We start from the raw sequence: 19,381 nt of genomic DNA, 5'->3' as shown, positions 1-19,381 counted from the left end.
ACCTTTCAACTTTCTTTATTTAATCTCGTTTTTAAGACTGATCATCAATTTCTTTATATTAAAAATAAACTTGTATTTTACAAGAAATAGATAAATGGGAAATAAATATGCTAGTGAGTGAGCGTTTTCAAAAATTCTAAGACATTCTGTTCTCTTAAAATGTGGTTAGGCGAAAAGAAGCTTTCAATCTGGTGGTGGTTAGAAAATTCCTTTTTATGCTCATAAGCTTTTCTGATGTAGGGGGCAAACCCAAAAGGGTTTTCTAAATCCTTTAAGGCGTTTTTCAAACTTTCTTCATCTTTATCTAAAGTATCAAAATACTTGAGCAAGACTTCTCTAGTTTCATAACTCAAAATATCTGAGCCTTTAAAAAAAGTGATGTCTGCATTAGCGACTCCATACACATAAATCGCATTGGGTTTAGGCAGGTTTGAATTCCACATGGGGCGAGATGCTTGAAGGTTTTTTTCACCCTTATCGTTTTTAGAAAACTTGATTTCAATCCCCACCACATGATCAAAAATAAAAACCAAAAAATCAGGGTAATTTTGTGAGCCAAAAGGCTGGTATAAAAAATGGCTTGTAAGGTTTGAAAAAGGGTTTTTAAGGGTGTGTTGGTGGTTTTTTTCTAAAACTTGCTTTTTGAGTTGGTTAAAAGTGGTTTTGATTTCCTTATTAGGCTTTTCTTCAATATGGCTTAATTCTTCTGTTAAATCGCCGTTGATTTCGCTAAAGTGTTTTTTTAATTCATTCCTGAATTTGTTTTCAAACTGCTCCCCTGTGCTAGAATTTGCAAAAAACTTTCTTTTATTGGTAATTTCTTGGAACACTTTTTCAAGCATGCATTTCCTTTAATTTGCAATATTCTTCCACAAAATCATAAGTAGAAAACCCTAAAACTTGCGTGTTTTTATGAGCGAGTTTGTTGAAATCAATTTCATGGATAATCATTAAAGCTTCTTTGGAATGGGCTTTAATAAAAAAATATTGTCGGTTTTTAATCAGTAAATTTGCATTGGTGATCTTTTCGTTGTAATCATAAAAGCCTTGTCTCACCACCGCAAAATCCCATTGGTATTTTTCTTTGTTGAAATATTTTAGGGTGTGTGGTGTGTTGTTATGAATGTAAGTAATAAAGTCATTATGGCGGATTTTAGGGGGTGCAATGATGCGCTCGTCTTTAAGATTTAGGGCGATATTTTTATGCATATAGATTTGAAAAACGCATTTCACATCATAGGGCCGTTCATTAAAAATAAAAGCGTTTTTCTCTAAATCAGCGTTTAAAACCAATTTTGCACGCTTATCAATGTGTTTTTGAATAGAATAGCGTTTGAATAAATTGGGCAAAATAAACGCTGTAATAGGCGCTTCGTTTAAAGATTTGTTTAAAAAATCTAGGGCTAATTTCCCTCTATGCCCAAAAGGAGGGTTGCCAATAATAACACGCTTTTTGTTAAACTCAATCAATTCCAACAAATAATCTTTTTTTTGAATGCCTTGAGCTTTAGGGGCAATATCAAGGGCGATGCAATCAGCAATCCCTAATTCTTTTAATGCATCAACAAAGCTCCCACTCCCTGCACTTGGCTCTAAAAAATAGAATGCGTTTAAGTCTAGCCCTAGATTTTGAGCGATGAGATCTTTTAATAAATCCAAACAAAATCGCACGATTTTGGGGTGGGTGTAAAAAGCGTCTAAATTCTTTTGCAAGATAGTATTACTAGCCATTTTAATCCCATTTTAATTGAAATCAAACCCGCCCGCTTCGCCTAAACTCATGCTCTCATAAGCCGCATCCACATAGCTGTTGCGGATTTCGCATTTTAAAACCTTCTCGCATTTCAAGCAACTCGTTACCTGCTTTTCCTCTTGGCATGCTTTTAATTTCAAAAGAGCGTCATTAAAACGCTCTTCGTATTCTAATTTTTTAGTGCTATTTTGCATCATTCTCCCTTTAAATATTTTTCTAAAATGTGAGCTTCATGCGGACTAGCTAAATAGCATTCGCTTTTTTCATGGTAGCTTTCTACGCTTTGCTCTAGCAAACGCTTTTTAACCCCCTTATCAAAATAAAACGCTTCCCCTTTAGCTTTTTCAACCATCAAGGCCAAAGGAAAGACTTCAAAAAGCTTTCGCAATTTCTTTTGCGGGTAGGAAAACATTCCGCCCTTTTTAACCAACACATGATGGACATCAGCCACCATAGATCCTGAGTATCGTAAGCGGTAATTTTCTGCAAAAAACCCTTCTAAAGCCTTTTTTAAGCCCAAAGAAAAATCCTTTTGATTGCCTCCGCTAGCGATGATTTTACCCTTATTTTCTAAAACGATGGTTTCTATAAAATGGAACTTGTTTTGATAAAAAGCGTAACGATAAACCTTGTCTAAAGCCACCACTAATTCTATTTTATGCCCAAAAACCACATAAAGGCTTGCAACTAAATTTTGCGCCTTATAATCCTTTTCATAAATCCCTATAATCGTGCCTACTAAGAAATTCGCCTCCATCACTGAACTCCCATCTAAGGGGTCATAAGCGATCAAGTAAGAGCCGTTTTTTTTAGTAACGGGCGTTTCTTTTTCTTCGCTAAAAACGCTTTTGATGTTTTCTAAACTCAAAAAATTTTCTTCTAAAAACTTATCTAGGGCTAAATCCGCTTTAATAGGCGTATCCCCGCTGCTGTTTTCTAGCTTAGTGTAACTCCCAGCGTCCGGCTTTTCTAAAATTTCTTGGGCTTTTTTAACCCCTTTTTCTAAAAGACTGATGATTTCTATAACGATGTTTGCATGCTTGCCTTTAAAATGTTTGTAATCCATAAAAACCCTTTTATGATTTGATTAAAGATGCTAATATTTTACTTGAAAACATTGAAAATAGGGAAGTATTTTGAAAGTAGCTCCGAGCCTTTTGAGCGCTGATTTTATGCATTTAGCCAAAGAGATAGAGAGCGTGAGTAACGCTGATTTTTTGCATGTGGATGTGATGGATGGGCATTATGTGCCTAATTTAACGATGGGGCCTGTGGTTTTAGAGAATGTTACTCAAATGAGCCAAGTGCCTTTAGATGTGCATTTAATGGTAGAAAATGCGAGCTTTTTTGTAGAATTGTTCGCTCCTTTAAAACCGCAAATCATCAGCATTCATGCAGAAAATGAAAAACACCCCCACAGGGTGTTGCAACTCATTAAAAATTCAGGCATCACGCCAGGAATTGTCCTAAACCCCCACACGCATGAAGAGAGCGTTAAATACTTGCTAGAAAGCGTGGGGCTAGTGCTTTTAATGAGCGTGAATCCGGGCTTTGGCGGGCAGAAGTTTTTAGATCTGGTGCTAGAAAAGTGCCTGAAAGTCAAGGAATTGATCAAACGCTACAACCCGAGCTGCCTTTTAGAAGTGGATGGTGGCGTGAATGATAAAAATATCTTTGAACTCCAACAAGCGGGCGTGGATGTGGTGGTTTCAGGGAGTTATATTTTTAAATCCAAAGATCGTAAGCTGGCTATTGAAGGCTTACAGAATGCTAGACAGCCTCTTGCATAAAGACATTCAAGCCCTAATCGCTCGCTTAAAGCACCAGGATTTAAGCTTGGGCATGCTAGAAAAATCGCTCTCTCGCCTTATTTATGATGAAATCAATTTGGAATATTTAAAAGCGTGCGGGCTTAATTTCATAGAAACGAGCGAAAATTTAATCACGCTCAAAAACCTTAAAACCCCCCTTAAAGATGAGGTTTTTTCCTTTATTGATTTAGAGACCACCGGCTCTTGCCCCATAAAACATGAGATTTTAGAAATCGGGGCCGTGCAAGTGAAAGGGGGGGAAATTATCAATCGTTTTGAAACCCTTGTGAAAGTCAAAAGCGTTCCTGATTATATCGCTGAGCTTACAGGCATCGCTTATGAAGACACCCTAAACGCCCCAAGCGTGCATGAAGCTTTGCAAGAACTGCGGCTTTTTTTAGGCAATAGCGTGTTTGTGGCCCATAACGCTAATTTTGATTACAACTTTTTAGGGCGTTATTTTGTGGAAAAATTGCATTGCCCCTTATTGAATTTAAAGCTTTGCACTCTGGATTTATCCAAACGAGCTATTTTATCCATGCGTTATTCTTTGAGCTTTTTAAAAGAGCTTTTAGGGTTTGGCATAGAAGTCAGCCACAGAGCCTATGCGGACGCTTTAGCGAGCTATAAACTCTTTGAAATATGCCTGTTAAACTTGCCTAGCTACATCAAAACGACAATGGATTTGATTGATTTTTCCAAATGCGCTAACACTTTGATCAAAAGACCCCCAAAGGCCAGATACCAAGAGATTCCACCGCCATTTTCTCTTTTTGAGAGGACAAAGGGCTTGTTAAATATCATAAAAGCGACCAGTTAAACGAAAGCTGTTTAATGGGGCTTAATAGGGCTAGGATTTTATTGTTTTTGTTCTTTGAGAATATCGCATGCTTCTTTTAATCCTAGCTTGCAACTCTTTTCAAGGTTTTCTGTCGTTTGTTTTTCATCCTTTGCTACGCCTTTACCCTCATTATAAAACGCTGCTAGAGCGTAACACCCTTTAGCATCGTTCAATTCACAAGCTTTGGCAGAATATTCAAAAGCTTTTTTAAGATCCTTTGCTACGCCTTCGCCATCACGATAAAACTCTCCTACAAGCGTGCATGTTAGAGCCTCGTTTAATTCGCAAGCTTTAGAGTAATATCCAAAAGCTTTTTTAAGATCTTGCGTTACGCTTTCACCAAGAAAATAATCCCCTCCTAATTTAGAACACCCTTCACCATTATTCAACTCGCAAGCTTTAGAGTAATATTTGAAAGCTTTTTTAAAATTTTGTGTTACGCCTTCACCATTATGATAAATACCCCCTAAAATCGCACAGCCATCGCCATAGTTTAACTCGCAAGCTTTAGAATAATATTCTAGATCTTTTTTATCTTTTTTCAAACCCTTTATCATATCGTTATAAAAAGTTGCTGACAGCATACACCCTTCAACATTATTTAACTTACAAGATTTAGAGTAATATTCTAAAGCATTTTTAAGATCGTTTGCATTAAAATAAAACTCTGCTAAGTCCTTGCATTTTTCAGCATCGTTTGATTTGCAAGCTTTAGCAGTAGCGGTGTGTTCAAGAGCTTTTTCAATACTTTCTCTTGCGTTTTCTCTCGCTATGACTTTAGAATAAGCCTCTCTTAAGATCGCGCAACCATCAGCATCGTGTAATTCGCAAGCTTTTTCAAAATATTCCTTAGCCCTAGTGAAATCTTTATCCGTGTAAATAGTGATACCTGAAAATATAAGCTCTTTAGAGTCTTGCTCTGCCATTAACCCCCCTAAACACAACGCCCCCAAACACAAAACCCTAAAAACCGCTTTTTTGACACCCCTTAACATGGCGCATTCCCTTTTGTTAAAAATACAAGATTCTATTGTGATTGATATTGATAGCTAAAATCTTTTAATGTTTAAAAAACGGAGACTTGATTATTTTATTTTAAACTCATGAAAGGATAGGGGTTATTCGCGACACCCTACCCCACAATATCCAGCAAATGTTCTTCATGCCACAATTCAATTTCTTCTTCTTCCAAGCCAAACGCCTTAGCCCTTTGGCTGTTTGGATAGCGGTTTTTGGAGCCTTCTTTAGAGTCCTTATCGCTAATAGCTTGCATGTTTTCTAACGCCCTTGTTTCTTGGGCTAATTCAAGCTTGCTTTGAAAGCTTTGTGCTAAATCCAGCATATCACTTCTTGCACCCTGTTGGATAGCAGAATTTAAAGGAGCGTTTTGATTGATATAAGTTACATTGCCTAAAGCGGAAACACCCATGCTAACCTCCTTAAGTGTTTAAGTGTCCTTTAGACTAATAGTTCGGTATTTTGAGTAAATGACATTAGCTCCTTTGATGATTTTGACAAATTTTCGCTGCGTGTAGTCAATTTCGTAACTATTAAACACATCTTTTTGCATTTTAATCAACATTTTGGCTAATTCCATAATGACCTCATCTTTGGGTGCGTTCTTTTGGCAAAAAACGATCAAATGCGATCCAGGAATATTTCTTACATGCATCCACAAATCATTCGCTCTTGCGTCTTGTAAGAGTTTGATATTCTCTTTTTGGTTTTTCCCTAAACCGATTTTAAAATCCTTATAATACAGCACTTCATACCCGCTCATCGGGCGTTTGATTTTAGAATTTTTTACCGGAATAAACATTTCTAAAACGCTTTCTTCTTGTGCTCCTTTAACATAGTTGATTTGATTTTCTTTAAAAGCGATTTTTTCTTTCAAATTCTCTTCTTCTAAATACAAGAATTGCGATTTTTGTTTCTTTTTTTTACTGAGAGTGAATTTTTTATTGATAAAAGCGTTTAAGGGCATGCTCTTATCAATTTCAATCGCGCATTCTTTATCTTCAAAATCCTTTAAAACCACGCAATTTTCATGCTTATGGATTAAATGCTGGTAAGTGAGCAAGAGCTGGGCTTGAGTTTGCAATTCTTTCGCTTCCAGCTGTAAATTTTTAGGATCTTCTAATTTTTCTAATTTTTCTTTCAAGCGTTCTTTTTGAATATTTAATCGCTTGATGATTTGATTTTTTTTGTGTTCCAATTCTTTGTGCTGATAGGATAAAAAATCTTTTTCTAAAATGTCTAACAATCCCTTAAAATCCAAATCCTCTTCTTGATGCTCGTAAATATTAGGAGGCAATGCCCCTAAAATATCGTTTTTAGCGACCCTGTCATTAAAACGAAAGGCTTCTATCACGCATTTTTCTTTATCTAAAATCATGAGGTTGGCTTTTTTAGGGATCATTTCTAAACGCAAAATAAAATTTTCACTCTTATAAGCCAAATCTTTAGCGCCTGTGATTTCTAAAATCCGATCGTTATCAATGACGTTTGCTTGTAAAATTTTGGCGTTTTTGGTGAATTTATTCAAACAAAAATCTAACGCTAAAGTGTTTTTTAAAACGCTCTCTGGGGGTTTTTTGGACAAACCGATATAAGGCGCATTCAAATCTAAAACAAAGGCGTGTTTTTCTTTAGAAAAAGCCTCTAATAAAAAACTAGACGCGCTCAAGCGTTTGAGATTAAAATGCGTTTGGGTGTTTAAAAATTCGCTGAATTTCTTTAAAAGAAAAAATTTCATTCTTGCGCCTTTAATTTTTCTTTAGCGAAAGAAATCGCGCTCTCTATGTTTTCGCTCCCCCCTATCATGCGCGCGATTTCTAAAACCCTTTCTTCGTTATTAAGGGTTTTTGCAAGGCTTTTGTGGTTTTCTTTGAAGACTAAAATATGGTTTTTAGCGAGCGCTGGGATATGGACTTGGTGCGAAATGGCAAAGATTTGCGAATGGCTGCTTAAGGTTTCAAGGGCTTTAGAGACTGCTAAACTCTCTTCACCACTCAAATTGGAATCCATTTCATCTAACACCAACACGCCTTTAAAATCCTTTAAAAACTCCATTTCTAAAAGCATGAACGCCAACCTCAAGCGGCTGTATTCTCCAGAGCTTAAGGTTTCTAATTGGGAATTTTGCAAATTCAAAACGAGTTTTTGAGCACCTTTTTCGCTCATGGGGGCTTCTTCTAAAACCAAACTGGGGCTTTTTAGGAGCAAATCTTTCGCTTTAGCGCTTAAAAGAGCGTTAAAACCGGCTAAATACTCTTTTCTAAAGCCGCTTATTTCTTCGCACAATTTCAAGCATTCGGTTTTTAGTTGCTCTATTTCTTTGTAGTAAGTTTCGCAATGGCTATCAATTTCTTTTAAATTATGCAATTCGTTTTTAACATGCCCTAATCGTTCTTTAGCATGCATAATACTCCCGTAATCCTTAATGATCCCACTTAGCATGCCAAGCCTTTCTAGCACTTTTTCAATATCCAAACGCTCGCACTCTTCTAATTTAGCCTGCTCTTTTTCCAATAGAACGCTCGCTTCTAATAAAGCGCTTTTTAAAAACTCAGCGCTATGGCCCACGCTCTCTAAAGCATGCGTGATTTTATGGGTATTTTCTAGCACCTCTAACGCCAAAGCGATTTTATCGTTCAATTTTTCCTTACTAGAAAGCAATTTTTTTTGCTCTAAAAGGCGTTCGTATTCATCTTCTTTTAAATCCAATCTCTCTAATTTCATTTTTTCAAAATTCAAACGCTCTTCTAAATCCTTTTGGAAACGCTTTTTATCCTCTAACGATCGCCTTTCTTTTTCTAGCTTTTCTAAATGGGTGAATTTTTCTTCAAACGCGTCTAAAAGGGGGCTAAACGCCTTGTTTTTGTTTTTAATATAGCCATCTAATAAGGAGAGCATTAAAATATCATTGAGTTCATTCTGGCTAAATCTGTCGTTGGATAGGCGTTTGATCAAACCTTTTAATAACGCTTTGAGCGTGTTTTTAGACAGGCTTGTTTGGTTTAAAAAATAGCGCGTTTTTTCTTTTTTAATCACGCTGATGACTAAAGGTTCGTGGTTATCTTCTCTAAAAATGCCGTATTCTTCCGTGTCTAAAAAGGGTGCGATCAATTCCACTTCAATGTTTGAAGCGTTGCTCTCTTTAAGCCCAAACGCCCCTAAAAGGCTCGCAATCAGAACACTTTTGCCCACCCCACTAGCCCCACTAATCGCGCTCAAGCCGTCTTTAAACTCCAAATCCAATTTTTCAAAAACAGCGTTTTGACGCACTTTTAAGCGTGTGATTTGAGCGTTATTGAAATCTCGCATGTTTTTTACCCTTTTATCTTTTTTATCTTTTTTTGCTAGGGCTTTCCCCCCATAATAGCTTTTCTTTAAGCACTTTAAAATAATCCCTTGAATTTTTTTGTAAGAGTTTGGTGGTCGTGGGGCTTTTTTGAATGTATAGGGGTTGGTTAGCTTTCAAATCATAGGTGGCTTGCCCATCAATGACCACAAGAGCGTCTTCATGAGCACAAAAATTCAAGCAAAATTCCGCTCCTAACACTAAAGGGCGTTGCGTTAAAGAAAAATCGCACAGGGGCGTTAAAATATAGCTTTGGCTTAAGGCATGCACAATCGGCCCATGAGCGCTCAAATTATAAGCGGTTGAGCCTAGGGGCGTGGCAATGATAAGCCCATCGCCTTTATAGGTGTTAAAGGGCGTATGGCCCACGCATGCCTTGATGTCTAAAACCCCTAAAGCTTTTTTCTTGGCGATCACGATTTCATTGATCGCATAAAAAGAGGTGTTTCCAATACGGCCCTCTAAAGCCAAATGTTCTTCTAATTTGATCCTATCTTGCTTGAGATCTTGTAAGAAATCTTTCAACCCGTTCAATTCAACCGCGCTCAAAAACCCTAAATTCCCAATTCTAACCCCAAAACATGGCTTATTGTAAGAATGCGTCATTCTTAAAGCCCCTAAAATCGTGCCATCGCCCCCTAAACACAAAAACGCATCAGCTTTTTCTATCAATCGTTCATCTTTTGCCCCATCAAGGCTATCAATCATAAAGCTTTCAAACCCCTCATCTTCTAAAAGCTTTAAAACCCATTCTTTAGCCTGCTCTAGCTCGTTAAAAAGAGGGTTTTGATAATGAGTAGGCCGCACAAACACGCCGATAGTTTGATGTGAATCTTTCATTCGTATATTGTAGCTTAAAGCTTGAAACAAAATTTTAAAAAAGGGGTTTTAATGCTTTTTTATCATCTTATGTGAAATTCATGAAAAGTTTTTATTGTGGTTAATGTTTCATTCTTTAATCGTTTTTAATTGTTTTTTGGGTATTCTTTTTAAGAATGTAAACATTATGTTAAGAAATCACACATGAAAAAATTTTTTTCTCAATCTTTATTGGCTTTGATTGTTTCTATGAACGCGCTATTAGCCATGGATGGCAATGGCGTTTTTTTAGGAGCGGGTTATTTGCAAGGGCAAGCCCAAATGCATGCGGATATTAATTCTCAAAAACAAGCCACCAACGCTACTATCAAAGGCTTTGACGCGCTTTTAGGGTATCAATTTTTCTTTGAAAAACACTTTGGCTTACGCCTTTATGGGTTTTTTGACTACGCTCATGCCAATTCTATTAGGCTTAAAAACCCTAACTATAACAGCGAAGTGGCGCGATTGGCGGGTCAAATTCTTGGGAAACAAGAAATCAATCGTTTAACAAGCCTTGCTGATCCTAAAACCTTTGAGCCGAACATGCTCACTTATGGGGGGGCTATGGATGTGATGGTCAATGTCATTAATAACGGCATCATGAGTTTGGGGGCTTTTGGTGGGGTGCAATTGGCCGGTAATTCATGGCTTATGGCAACGCCGAGCTTTGAGGGCATTTTAGTGGAACAAGCCCTTGTGAGCAAAAAAGCCACTTCTTTCCAATTTTTATTCAATGTGGGGGCTCGCTTAAGGATCTTAAAGCATTCTAGCATTGAAGCGGGCGTGAAATTCCCCATGCTAAAGAAAAACCCCTACATCACTGCAAAAAATTTGGATATAGGGTTTAGGCGCGTGTATTCGTGGTATGTGAATTACGTGTTCACTTTCTAGGGGCGCGTCCCTAGAGCGTTAGAACGCTCTCAATGATTTGAATCAACTCTTCTTTTCTTTTTTCTAAACTTTTAGGCGTCCATTCTGTGTATTTGTGTGCAATGTCTATGGTCATCTTATAGCAAGTCATCACCTTAAAAGGTTTCTTCTTGTTTAACTTGATTTCTTCTCCCATGTAGATTTTCTTTTTATCTTTGAAATCCAAATTTGAAGCTTGAGCGTTTTTCGTGCCTCCTAAAAGCGTGAGGTTGGCCAAAGAATGCGTGTATAACCCTCTTTCTTCTTCGCTAAAGTCTTTCACCCATTGGCTTGAAGGATCGGGGTTTTGGGGCAAAATGCGTTCAACATGCAAATCGTCATCCATTTTAATATAAGCGGGGTTGGCGTTATCGCTCATGAAATATTCCACTAAAATGAGAATGGGTTTGACCCATGAATTTTTTTTGACGGATTTACCAGCGAAGTAGAATTTCGTGTATAAGTTGCTGTCTTTTAGATTGTCCTTAAAGCGTTGCGTGATATTTTTATCATCTAAATATTTTTTTACAACAATAGAAGCGATGTATCTTACGCTTTTCTTTTCTTTCAAGGCATCAATGATATTGCAACAAGTTTGGCTGCGTGTGGATCTTGTCTGCCCTGCAACCCAATCTTGGTAGTAAAACTTGACCAACAACTCCTTTAAAGCCTCTATGTCTTGATCGCTATAGCGGTGTAACAAACTGGCGCACAAAATAACACGCAAATAATCATCATCTTTATACGAGAGCAAGTAAGCGTGTCGGTCTTGCATTTCTAGCACCTCACAATAAGCGTTATAGAAATCTTCTACGCCCTTAAAGTATTCTAAAGGGGGTTTATTAAGATTTTTAAACCAAGTAACGAGCCTTTTTTCCATTTTTTCTCTAGAAGTTACCGGATTGAGATAGATTAAATACCAGCTGAATAAGGTTTCTGTGGCATTCTTCTCTCGCTTGTTCTCTTTTCTCTTTGGAAATTTTGACTCATTCCCTGAGCATTTTTGATGCAAGGCACTCCAACGAGACACAAACTCTTCTTGATCCTTTTTGTTAGCGAGTTTTTTTAGTAACTCCACCTTAAAAACATCTATCGCATGCAAGGGCAAACCTCTAGCATTTAAAACACTAAAAATCCTTAACGCCATACTCACATTGGGGCAAGTGGTTTTGATAAATACGACCTTAAAATACAACCACTTAATGAAACCGTTAATGTCTTTAATCTCTTTCTCTTTAAGATAGTTTTTTAAACAAATCGCATTTTTCAAGTAGCTGTTCTTACCCTTGCTTGGGTCGTTACTCTTGCTATCCTTACCCTTGCTTGCATCAAGATCGTCAAAAAAATCTAAGGCATCTTGAAAATCATCTTTAGCGTTAAGCCCTATAGTATTAAAAGTCAACCGCTTTCTTTTTTCTCCATCAGTATCGCCCAAACTCTTTTCTAAAAAATCTTTGCTAGTTTTATTGTTTAAAACTTCATTATTATAGAGGGTGGCTAAAACTTTTGCCAGCAGAATGAAAGTGCTTAAGCGTTGCTGACCATCCACAATATCATAGGTTTCAGCGTTAGTTTCGGAATCTGTGTTAATTACGATTAAAACTAATGATCCGCAAAAATAACCGCTTCCTTTATAATATTCATAGCTAGAAAACAAATCGTCTAAAAGCTTTTCGCAGTTTTTTTCTGTCCATTGATAAGGGCGTTGGTAATCAGGGATTTGGTAATAAGAAACAAGTGCTGTAGCTAAAATATCTTTTAATGGACGATCTACGCCTTTGACTTCATTTGCCATAAAAACCCCTTGTATGATTTAGGGTAGATTATAACATTAAAAAGTGTTTTTTTTTTTTTTTGAAATATTTCCACACATGAAGACGCATGGTTTATCGCCATGCTCTTTTTAAAGCTCGCTTCAAAGCTCCTTTAAAATGTCTGAAGGCGATTTGAACGCCAGATTGAACGCTTTAGCGATGCCTTCTTGGGTGATATAGCCGTTATAAGCGCTCAAGCCTCCAAGGGTGTTTGCCACGATTTTAGTGTTGGCTGTTAAAAAACCTTTTAAGCCATGCTCTAAATAATACAACAAATACGGCACGCTCGCATGGCTATAAGCCGTAGAACTCGTTTTAGCGACAATCCCTGGCATGTTCGGCACGCCATAATGCAATAAATCTTCTTCCACATACACCGGGTTAGAATGGCTTGTCTGGTGTATGGTCTCTATGCACCCCCCTAAATCGCAAGCCACATCAATGACTACCCCTTGTTTTTGCATGTGTTTTAAATGCCTTCTTAAGATCACTTTAGGGGTTTGGCTCGCTGTAACTAACACCGCTCCCACTAGCCCCACCGCTCCGCTTAAGGCTTGAATGATATTGGCTTCATTCACGCTTAAAACTTCTAAATCATACAAATGATAATAGGGGTGGTTTTGCAATTTAGCGTAGTCTAATTCTAAAATCGTTACTTTAGCCCCCATTTGGCTTAAGACTTTCGCACTCTCCATGCCAACCACACCGCCTCCAACCACGACGATTTTAGCCCTTTGCGCACCCGATAACCCCCCTAGCATGACCCCCTTACCCATAAACCCCTTAACATGCTCTAAAGCCAGTAAATAATGCTGGATTAAATGCGCAGCCAATCTCCCAGCCACCACGCTCATAGGCGCTAAAATAGGGTAGTCGTTTTTAGGCCCGGCAATGGTTTCAGTGCAAATGGAAGTGATTTTTTTATCTATAAACATTTCGCACAAGCTTTTTTGATACGCTAGATCCAAATAACTAAACAGCACGGCTTTTTCTTTCAACAAAGGGTATTCATGCTCTAAAGGTTCTTTGCATTTGACCACCAAATCCTGCCCCCACGCTGTTTTAATATCCACGATTTTAGCCCCCACGCTCTCATACGCTTCATTGCTATAACCGCTATTAGCACCGGCTTGATTTTCCACTAAAACCCCCACGCCCTTTTGAATGATTAGCGCCACATCATCAGGCACCAAAGCCACTCGTGATTCTAAATCCATGCTTTCTTTGACTAGCCCAATAGTCATGTTAATCCTTTAAATAGTAGTGTCAGTTATGATTATACTCACTCCATTAAACGATTGGGTATCTTTCTTTTAAAAAGCTAAATAGTCTTACTCTTTTACACAATAAAATTAATTTTGTTTGTTATTCATTTTATTTTGTAATTGTTGGTTGGGATTTAAAATAAAATTTACTTAACGATTATTTATTTTGTAATTGTTGGTTGGGATTTAAAATAAAATTTACTTAACGATTAAAGGATGCGTTTATGAAAGACAACACGACTTTAAGCAGGGACATTGGCTTCAACCAATTGATGATGATCGCTTTAGGGGGGACGATTGGCACCGGGCTTTTTGTGGGCACAGGGGGGAATATCGCTAGCGCGGGCCCTTTAGCCACGCTTTTAGCGTATTTGATTGGAGGGATTATTGTCTATTCTATTGTTTTATCTTTAGGGGAATTAGCGAGCGTGTATCCCACTACAGGGAGTTTTGGGGATTATGCGAGCCGTTTTATTAACCCAAGCACAGGGTATATGGTCTTTTGGATGTATTGGCTGAGCTGGGTTTTAACCGTGGCCGTGGAATACATCGCTATAGGCTTGCTCATGCAACGATGGTTCCCGACTATTCCTGTGTATGTGTGGGTCATCGCATGCATTGCGCTTTTATTTTTATTGAATTTCTTTTCGGTTAAAATTTTTGCCACAGGCGAATTTTTGCTCAGCACCATCAAGGTTTTAGCGGTCTTTGTGTTCATTGTGCTTGGGTGCATTGGCATTGTTTATTCGTTTTATTTGCATGGTTTTGAAGGCGTGTTTGCTAATTTCTATTTTAATGGGGAGACTCAAGGGCTAGAAAAAGGCTTTTTCCCTAAAGGCGTGGGGGCGTTCTTTGGGGCGATTTTAGCGGTGATTTTTGCTTACACGGGCACAGAGATTATCGGCGTTGCAGCAGGAGAAACTAAAGACGCGAAAAAAGTCATGCCTAAAGCGATTAAGGCGACTTTGTGGCGGATCGTGTTTTTCTTTTTAGGGGCGGTGTTTGTGGTATCGGTGTTTTTGCCCATGACGGATAGTGGTTTGACGCAAAGCCCTTTTGTGAGCGCTTTAGAAAAAATCCCCTTACCCTTTTTGGGCGTGGGTATCCCTTATGCGGCAGATATTATGAATTTTGTCATTGTCACTGCGATTTTATCCACCGCTAATTCTGGGTTATACGCTTCAGGAAGGATGATTTATGGCTTAAGCCAAAAAAAGATGTTTTTCCCCCTTTTTGCTAAACTTAACGCCTCTGGCACGCCCACTTATGCTTTGTATTTATCTTTAGGGGTTACACTTATTGGCATGCTCACCGAAGCGTTTGCACCAGAAAAAATCATGGCAAGCTTGATCAATGTGGTGAGTTTTATGGTGATTATTGTATGGATCAGCATCAGCGTAGCGCAATACCGCTTCAGGAAAGAGTATCTGGCTTTGGGAAAATCCTTAAAAGACTTGCCTTATAAAGCCCCTCTTAATCCCTTGATCCAAATTATTGGCATCAGCGGGTGTTTGGTGGGGCTTATAGGGGCGTATATGGATGCAAATGAACGCATTGGAGGGTATCTCACGCTAGTGTTTATGGGGCTTTGCTATGGGGCGTATTATTTGAGTAAAGACAAATGGGGCTATCAGCAAGAAAAAGGAATTTAAAGGAGTTATAAAATGATTTTAGTAGGATTAGAAGCCGAGTTAGGAGCATCAAAAAGAGGCACCGATAAAGGGGTTAGGCGTTTGAGAGAGGTTTTGAGCGCGACGCATGGCGATGTGATTAAAGGCATGCAAACGATCACTCAAGAGCGTTGCGTGCTTTATAAAGAGTTTAGATACGCTAAGAATTTTGAAGATTACTACCTTTTTTGTAAAGAAAATTTGATCCCTTGCATGAAAGAAGTGTTTGAGAAAAAAGAATTCCCTTTGATTTTAAGCTCAGAGCATGCGAACATGTTTGGGATTTTCCAAGCCTTTAGGAGCGTTCATAAGGACAAAAAAATAGGGATTTTGTATTTAGACGCGCATGCGGATATTCACACGGCTTATGACAGTGATTCAAAGCATATCCACGGCATGCCTTTAGGCATGGTTTTAAATCGTGTCCGTAGCGGGTTTAATCGCATGAGCGAGAGCGAAGAAAAGGCATGGCAAAAGCTTTGCTCTTTGGGGTTAGAAAAAGGGGGGTTAGAAATTGATCCTAAATGTTTGGTGTATTTTGGGGTAAGAAGCACCGAACAGAGCGAAAGAGATGTGATTAAGGAATTAGAAATCCCTTTATTTAGCGTGGATGCGATAAGAGAAAACATGCAAGAAGTGGTTCAAAAAACCAAAGAATTGTTAAAAGCGGTGGATATTATTTACCTTAGCTTGGATTTAGACATTATGGATGGCAAGCTTTTCACTTCTACCGGCGTGCGTGAAAATAACGGGCTGAGTTTTGATGAATTAAAGCAATTACTGGGCTTGCTTTTAGAAAGTTTTAAAGACCGATTAGGAGCGCTTGAGGTAACCGAATACAACCCCACGGTGAGCGTCAAACACAATAACGAAGAAGAAGAGCAGGTTTTAGAGATCTTAGATCTCATCATCAATCGCTGTAAAATTAAAGACAAGGAGCGATCTTTTGCAAGGAGTTACTGATCGCTTTTCAAACCAAACGATAAAAGGTTGAAAAAGTTGAAAAATGAAACCAACAACAAGAGGCACTAAGAAAGAATAAGAGTAAAATGCTTTTGATCAAGGATTTTAGGGCTAAAATGGTATATACACAAACATAAAAAAGTAATCATTTAGGGCAAGCGCTTTTGAGATCATTTAAAGCTTAGGCCTAGATTATCAGCTTATGTTTTGTTCTATAAGGGGCGGTGTTTAGATGGAAAATTAAACCACTTTGAGCACCAAAAAATGTCTTGTGTGTTTTGAGAGTGCATGCAGGCTCGTTGTGTGTCAAAAATGGGAATTTTTCACTAGAGATTGAGTAAAATCAGCAAAATCAAAAAAAAAAAAAAAAAAGATTTTCATGGGATTAATAAAATTTTAAGAATTTTTATGATAAAATTCCGTGCATTATTAAGTTTTTTTTATTTTTATTACTTAATACTTGCATTCGTTATTGGTTTGATTTTACTTAAAAAATTTAAATCATTTTTTAATCTCTTAAAACATTAAGGAGTTTGTTTTGCATAAAAAAGTTCTGTTGGCTTTAACTGCCAGCTTGATTTGCCAAGAGTCTTTGTTCGCTAAGGAAAAAGACTACACTTTGGGCAAGGTTTCTACTGCCGGCAAAAAGGATAGATCTGATTATTCTGGGCAGGTCAATTTGGGTTATAGCGGGATTACCGCGCCTAAGAGTTGGCAAGATGAAGAAGTGAAAAAATACACAGGAAGCCGCACGGTGATCTCTAATAAAGCGCTCACCCAGCAAGCTAACCAAAGCATTGAAGAAGCTTTACAGAATGTCCCCGGTCTGCAAATTAGGAATGCGACAGGTGTGGGGGCTATGCCCACTATCCAAATCCGTGGCTTTGGAGCTGGGGGTTCAGGGCATAGCGATGCGACGCTTATGTTAGTTAATGGTATTCCTGTCTATATGGCCCCCTACGCCCACATTGAGCTAGACATTTTCCCCGTTACCTTTCAAGCCATTGATCGCATTGATGTGATTAAAGGTGGAGGCAGCGTGCAGTATGGGCCTAACACTTATGGGGGTATTGTCAATATCATCACTAAGCCTATCCCTACTCAATGGGAAAACCAAGCGGCTGAAAGGATCACTTATTGGGCTAAGGCTAGAAACGCCGGGTTTGCCGCTCCCCCTGATAAAACCGGCGATCCTTCTTTCATCAAGTCTTTAGGCAACAATCTCCTCTATAACACCTATGTGAGGAGCGGAGGGATGATCAATAAACATGTGGGTATCCAAGCGCAAGCTAACTGGGTTAGAGGACAAGGCTTTAGGGACAATAGCCCCTCTAATATTTCAAACTATTGGCTGGATGGGATCTATGACATCAATGAAAGCAATGGGATTAAAGCCTATTACCAATACTACGATTTTGCTGTCGCTCAACCGGGATCACTCAGCGAGCAAGATTACAAAATAAACCGCTTCGCTAATTTGCGCCCCTTAAACCAAAAAGGCGGGCGCTCACAACGCTTTGGGGCTGTGTATGAAAACCGCTTTGGGGATTTAGACAGAGTGGGCGGGACTTTTAGCTTCACCTACTACGGGCAGTTGATGACTAGGGACTTTCAAGTGAGCTCTAGCTACAATAGCGCTAACATGGTTACTTGTTTTAGCGAAGCGGCATGCAGGGCGGCAGGACTTCCGGCAGGGTATAACTTGGCTGTGCCTTATTATGCCACTAACTACAATGGTTGGGCAGAAGTAGAAAACCCTGTGCGCTCCATTAACAACGCTTTTGAGCCTAAAGTGAATCTGATCGTCAATACCGGGAAAGTCAAGCAAACCTTTATCATGGGCTTGCGTTTCATGACCACCACTTTTTTACAGCGCCAATACTTAAACACCAATGAATGCGCCACCAAAACGAGCGGTGAGGGGGCAGGTTTCTTGTGTGAGGGTGCTAATGTGATGAGCGGTTGGAAACCCCACATCAAGCATGGCGTTTATAGAAACTGGAATAACTGGCGTAACAATTACACAGCGGTTTATTTGAGCGATCGCATTGAAGCTTGGGACGGGCGCTTTTTCATCGTGCCTGGTTTGCGCTACGCTTTTGTGCAATACAACAACGAAAATGCGTCTAACTGGATGCAAATCCCTGAGAAGGATTTAAGAAAAATCAAGCACATGAACAATTGGATGCCCTCAACCAACATTGGCTTTATCCCTGTGCAAGGCGATCACAATGTGCTTACCTACTTCAACTACCAACGCTCTTTCGTCCCGCCTCAATTAGATGTTTTGAGCTATGGAGGAGCGGAGTATTTTACCCAACACTTTGACACGGTGGAAGCAGGAGCGCGCTACACCTATAAAGATAAGTTTAGCTTCAATGCGGACTACTTCAGGATTTGGGCGCGCGATTTTGCCACCGGGCAGTATTCAGTCTATACAAGCGGCCCCATGAAAGGTAATGTGCGCCCCATTAATGGCTATTCTCAAGGCGTGGAGCTGGAATTGTATTACAGGCCTATTAGAGGGTTGCAATTCCATGCCGCTTTCAACTACATTGACACTCGTGTAACCAGCCATGGCCCTTTAACAGACTTGAACGGGGATGTGCTAAAAGGGACTAGCTATAACAAGCATTTCCCTTTTGTAAGCCCTTTCCAGTTCATTCTTGACGCTCGCTACAATTGGCGTAAAACCACCATTGGTATTTCTAGCTATTTTTATAGCCGCGCTTATAGCGGGATTAGCAACAGTGCAGCAGGAGGCTATTATGGGATGCAATATTATAGTGGGGGGAACAACTATGAAAGCGTTCTCAATAGCGGTTATCAATGCGAAGCTTGGTGTATGACCCAACATGAAGGGCTATTGCCTTGGTATTGGGTGTGGAATATCCAAGTGAGCCAAATTTTCTGGGAAAACGGAAGACACAGAGTTACAGGAAGTTTGCAAATCAATAATATCTTCAACATGAAGTATTATTTTACAGGGATTGGCTCTAGCCCCGCAGGCTTACAACCTGCACCTGGAAGATCGGTTACAGCGTATTTGAACTACACTTTCTAAAGGCTTTAAAAAGGAGAGGGATTATTACGCTATGATGAGCCGCTTAGCGGTTTGATTAAAATGATGG

General features: G+C 38.9%; 17 protein-coding genes. 6 read left to right on the top strand and 11 right to left on the bottom strand.

Annotated elements, in window-relative coordinates; translation table 11 throughout:
• Positions 1–110: 110 nt before the first annotated feature.
• The 4 genes from HG567_RS07440 to HG567_RS07425 are packed head-to-tail and all read right to left on the bottom strand — an operon-like array spanning position 111 to position 2,819.
• Entirely contained in the window at positions 111–842 is a 732-nt protein-coding gene (locus HG567_RS07440; protein ID WP_202139689.1) for a type II restriction endonuclease, read from the bottom strand.
• Entirely contained in the window at positions 835–1,731 is an 897-nt protein-coding gene (locus HG567_RS07435) for an SAM-dependent methyltransferase (protein ID WP_202139688.1), read from the bottom strand. Before HG567_RS07435 ends, HG567_RS07440 begins: the two co-directional genes overlap by 8 nt.
• A 12-nt stretch (positions 1,732–1,743) precedes the next feature.
• The gene (locus tag HG567_RS07430; protein WP_164858737.1) at positions 1,744–1,947 is read right to left on the bottom strand and encodes a hypothetical protein; all 204 of its coding nucleotides are present in this window, start codon (positions 1,945–1,947) and stop codon (positions 1,744–1,746) included.
• Entirely contained in the window at positions 1,947–2,819 is an 873-nt protein-coding gene (locus tag HG567_RS07425; protein ID WP_156551759.1) for a class 1 fructose-bisphosphatase, read from the bottom strand. Before HG567_RS07425 ends, HG567_RS07430 begins: the two co-directional genes overlap by 1 nt.
• Positions 2,820–2,889: 70 nt before the next feature.
• Between HG567_RS07425 and rpe the strand changes: the two genes are divergently transcribed.
• Both rpe and HG567_RS07415 read left to right on the top strand, forming a co-directional pair.
• On the top strand, positions 2,890–3,543 hold the full coding sequence (gene rpe, locus HG567_RS07420; protein ID WP_128065929.1) for a ribulose-phosphate 3-epimerase: 654 nt from the start codon (positions 2,890–2,892) through the stop codon (positions 3,541–3,543).
• The gene (locus HG567_RS07415) at positions 3,521–4,384 is read left to right on the top strand and encodes a 3'-5' exonuclease (protein WP_202139687.1); all 864 of its coding nucleotides are present in this window, start codon (positions 3,521–3,523) and stop codon (positions 4,382–4,384) included. The genes rpe and HG567_RS07415 overlap by 23 nt, the downstream gene beginning before the upstream one ends.
• 38 nt (positions 4,385–4,422) lie before the next feature.
• On the opposite strand, the gene hcpG is transcribed toward HG567_RS07415, so the two are convergent.
• The 5 genes from hcpG to HG567_RS07390 form a co-directional block, all read right to left on the bottom strand.
• Positions 4,423–5,400, bottom strand: coding sequence for a Sel1-like repeat protein HcpG (gene hcpG / locus HG567_RS07410; protein ID WP_202139686.1), 978 nt, complete (start codon positions 5,398–5,400; stop codon positions 4,423–4,425).
• Between the two features lie 137 nt (positions 5,401–5,537).
• On the bottom strand, positions 5,538–5,834 hold the full coding sequence (locus tag HG567_RS07405; RefSeq protein ID WP_000539108.1) for a hypothetical protein: 297 nt from the start codon (positions 5,832–5,834) through the stop codon (positions 5,538–5,540).
• Between the two features lie 18 nt (positions 5,835–5,852).
• Positions 5,853–7,160, bottom strand: coding sequence for an NFACT family protein (locus HG567_RS07400; protein WP_202139685.1), 1,308 nt, complete (start codon positions 7,158–7,160; stop codon positions 5,853–5,855).
• The gene (locus HG567_RS07395) at positions 7,157–8,731 is read right to left on the bottom strand and encodes a DNA repair protein RecN (protein ID WP_202163809.1); all 1,575 of its coding nucleotides are present in this window, start codon (positions 8,729–8,731) and stop codon (positions 7,157–7,159) included. Before HG567_RS07395 ends, HG567_RS07400 begins: the two co-directional genes overlap by 4 nt.
• 22 nt (positions 8,732–8,753) lie before the next feature.
• Positions 8,754–9,608, bottom strand: coding sequence for an NAD(+)/NADH kinase (locus HG567_RS07390; RefSeq protein ID WP_202163808.1), 855 nt, complete (start codon positions 9,606–9,608; stop codon positions 8,754–8,756).
• Positions 9,609–9,791: 183 nt separating this feature from the next.
• Between HG567_RS07390 and HG567_RS07385 the strand changes: the two genes are divergently transcribed.
• Positions 9,792–10,520: an outer membrane protein gene (locus tag HG567_RS07385; protein ID WP_202139682.1), complete on the top strand. Its 729-nt coding sequence runs from the start codon at positions 9,792–9,794 to the stop codon at positions 10,518–10,520.
• 10 nt (positions 10,521–10,530) lie between these two features.
• Here HG567_RS07385 and HG567_RS07380 read toward each other — a convergent pair whose 3' ends face one another.
• On the bottom strand, positions 10,531–12,333 hold the full coding sequence (locus HG567_RS07380) for a DUF262 domain-containing protein (protein WP_202139681.1): 1,803 nt from the start codon (positions 12,331–12,333) through the stop codon (positions 10,531–10,533).
• Between the two features lie 120 nt (positions 12,334–12,453).
• Positions 12,454–13,596 carry an alanine dehydrogenase gene (locus HG567_RS07375; RefSeq protein ID WP_202139680.1) on the bottom strand — a complete coding sequence of 381 codons (1,143 nt, stop codon included), beginning with the start codon at positions 13,594–13,596 and terminating at the stop codon, positions 12,454–12,456.
• A gap of 245 nt (positions 13,597–13,841) precedes the next feature.
• Here HG567_RS07375 and HG567_RS07370 point away from each other — a divergent pair, with 245 nt between their 5' ends.
• From HG567_RS07370 to HG567_RS07360, 3 genes are all read left to right on the top strand, one after another.
• Positions 13,842–15,269 (top strand): amino acid permease, encoded by a 1,428-nt coding sequence (locus HG567_RS07370; protein ID WP_000654569.1) that lies wholly within the window; start codon positions 13,842–13,844, stop codon positions 15,267–15,269.
• A 12-nt stretch (positions 15,270–15,281) separates the two neighbouring features.
• Entirely contained in the window at positions 15,282–16,250 is a 969-nt protein-coding gene (rocF, locus tag HG567_RS07365; protein WP_202163807.1) for an arginase, read from the top strand.
• A gap of 538 nt (positions 16,251–16,788) precedes the next feature.
• Positions 16,789–19,314: a TonB-dependent receptor family protein gene (locus HG567_RS07360; RefSeq protein WP_202163806.1), complete on the top strand. Its 2,526-nt coding sequence runs from the start codon at positions 16,789–16,791 to the stop codon at positions 19,312–19,314.
• The last annotated feature ends 67 nt before the right edge of the window (positions 19,315–19,381 follow it).

Origin of the sequence: Helicobacter pylori (genome assembly GCF_016755635.1) — a bacterium.
Taxonomy (GTDB): Bacteria; Campylobacterota; Campylobacteria; order Campylobacterales; family Helicobacteraceae; genus Helicobacter; species Helicobacter pylori_CQ.
This window is presented reverse-complemented; position numbering and strand designations above follow the sequence as displayed.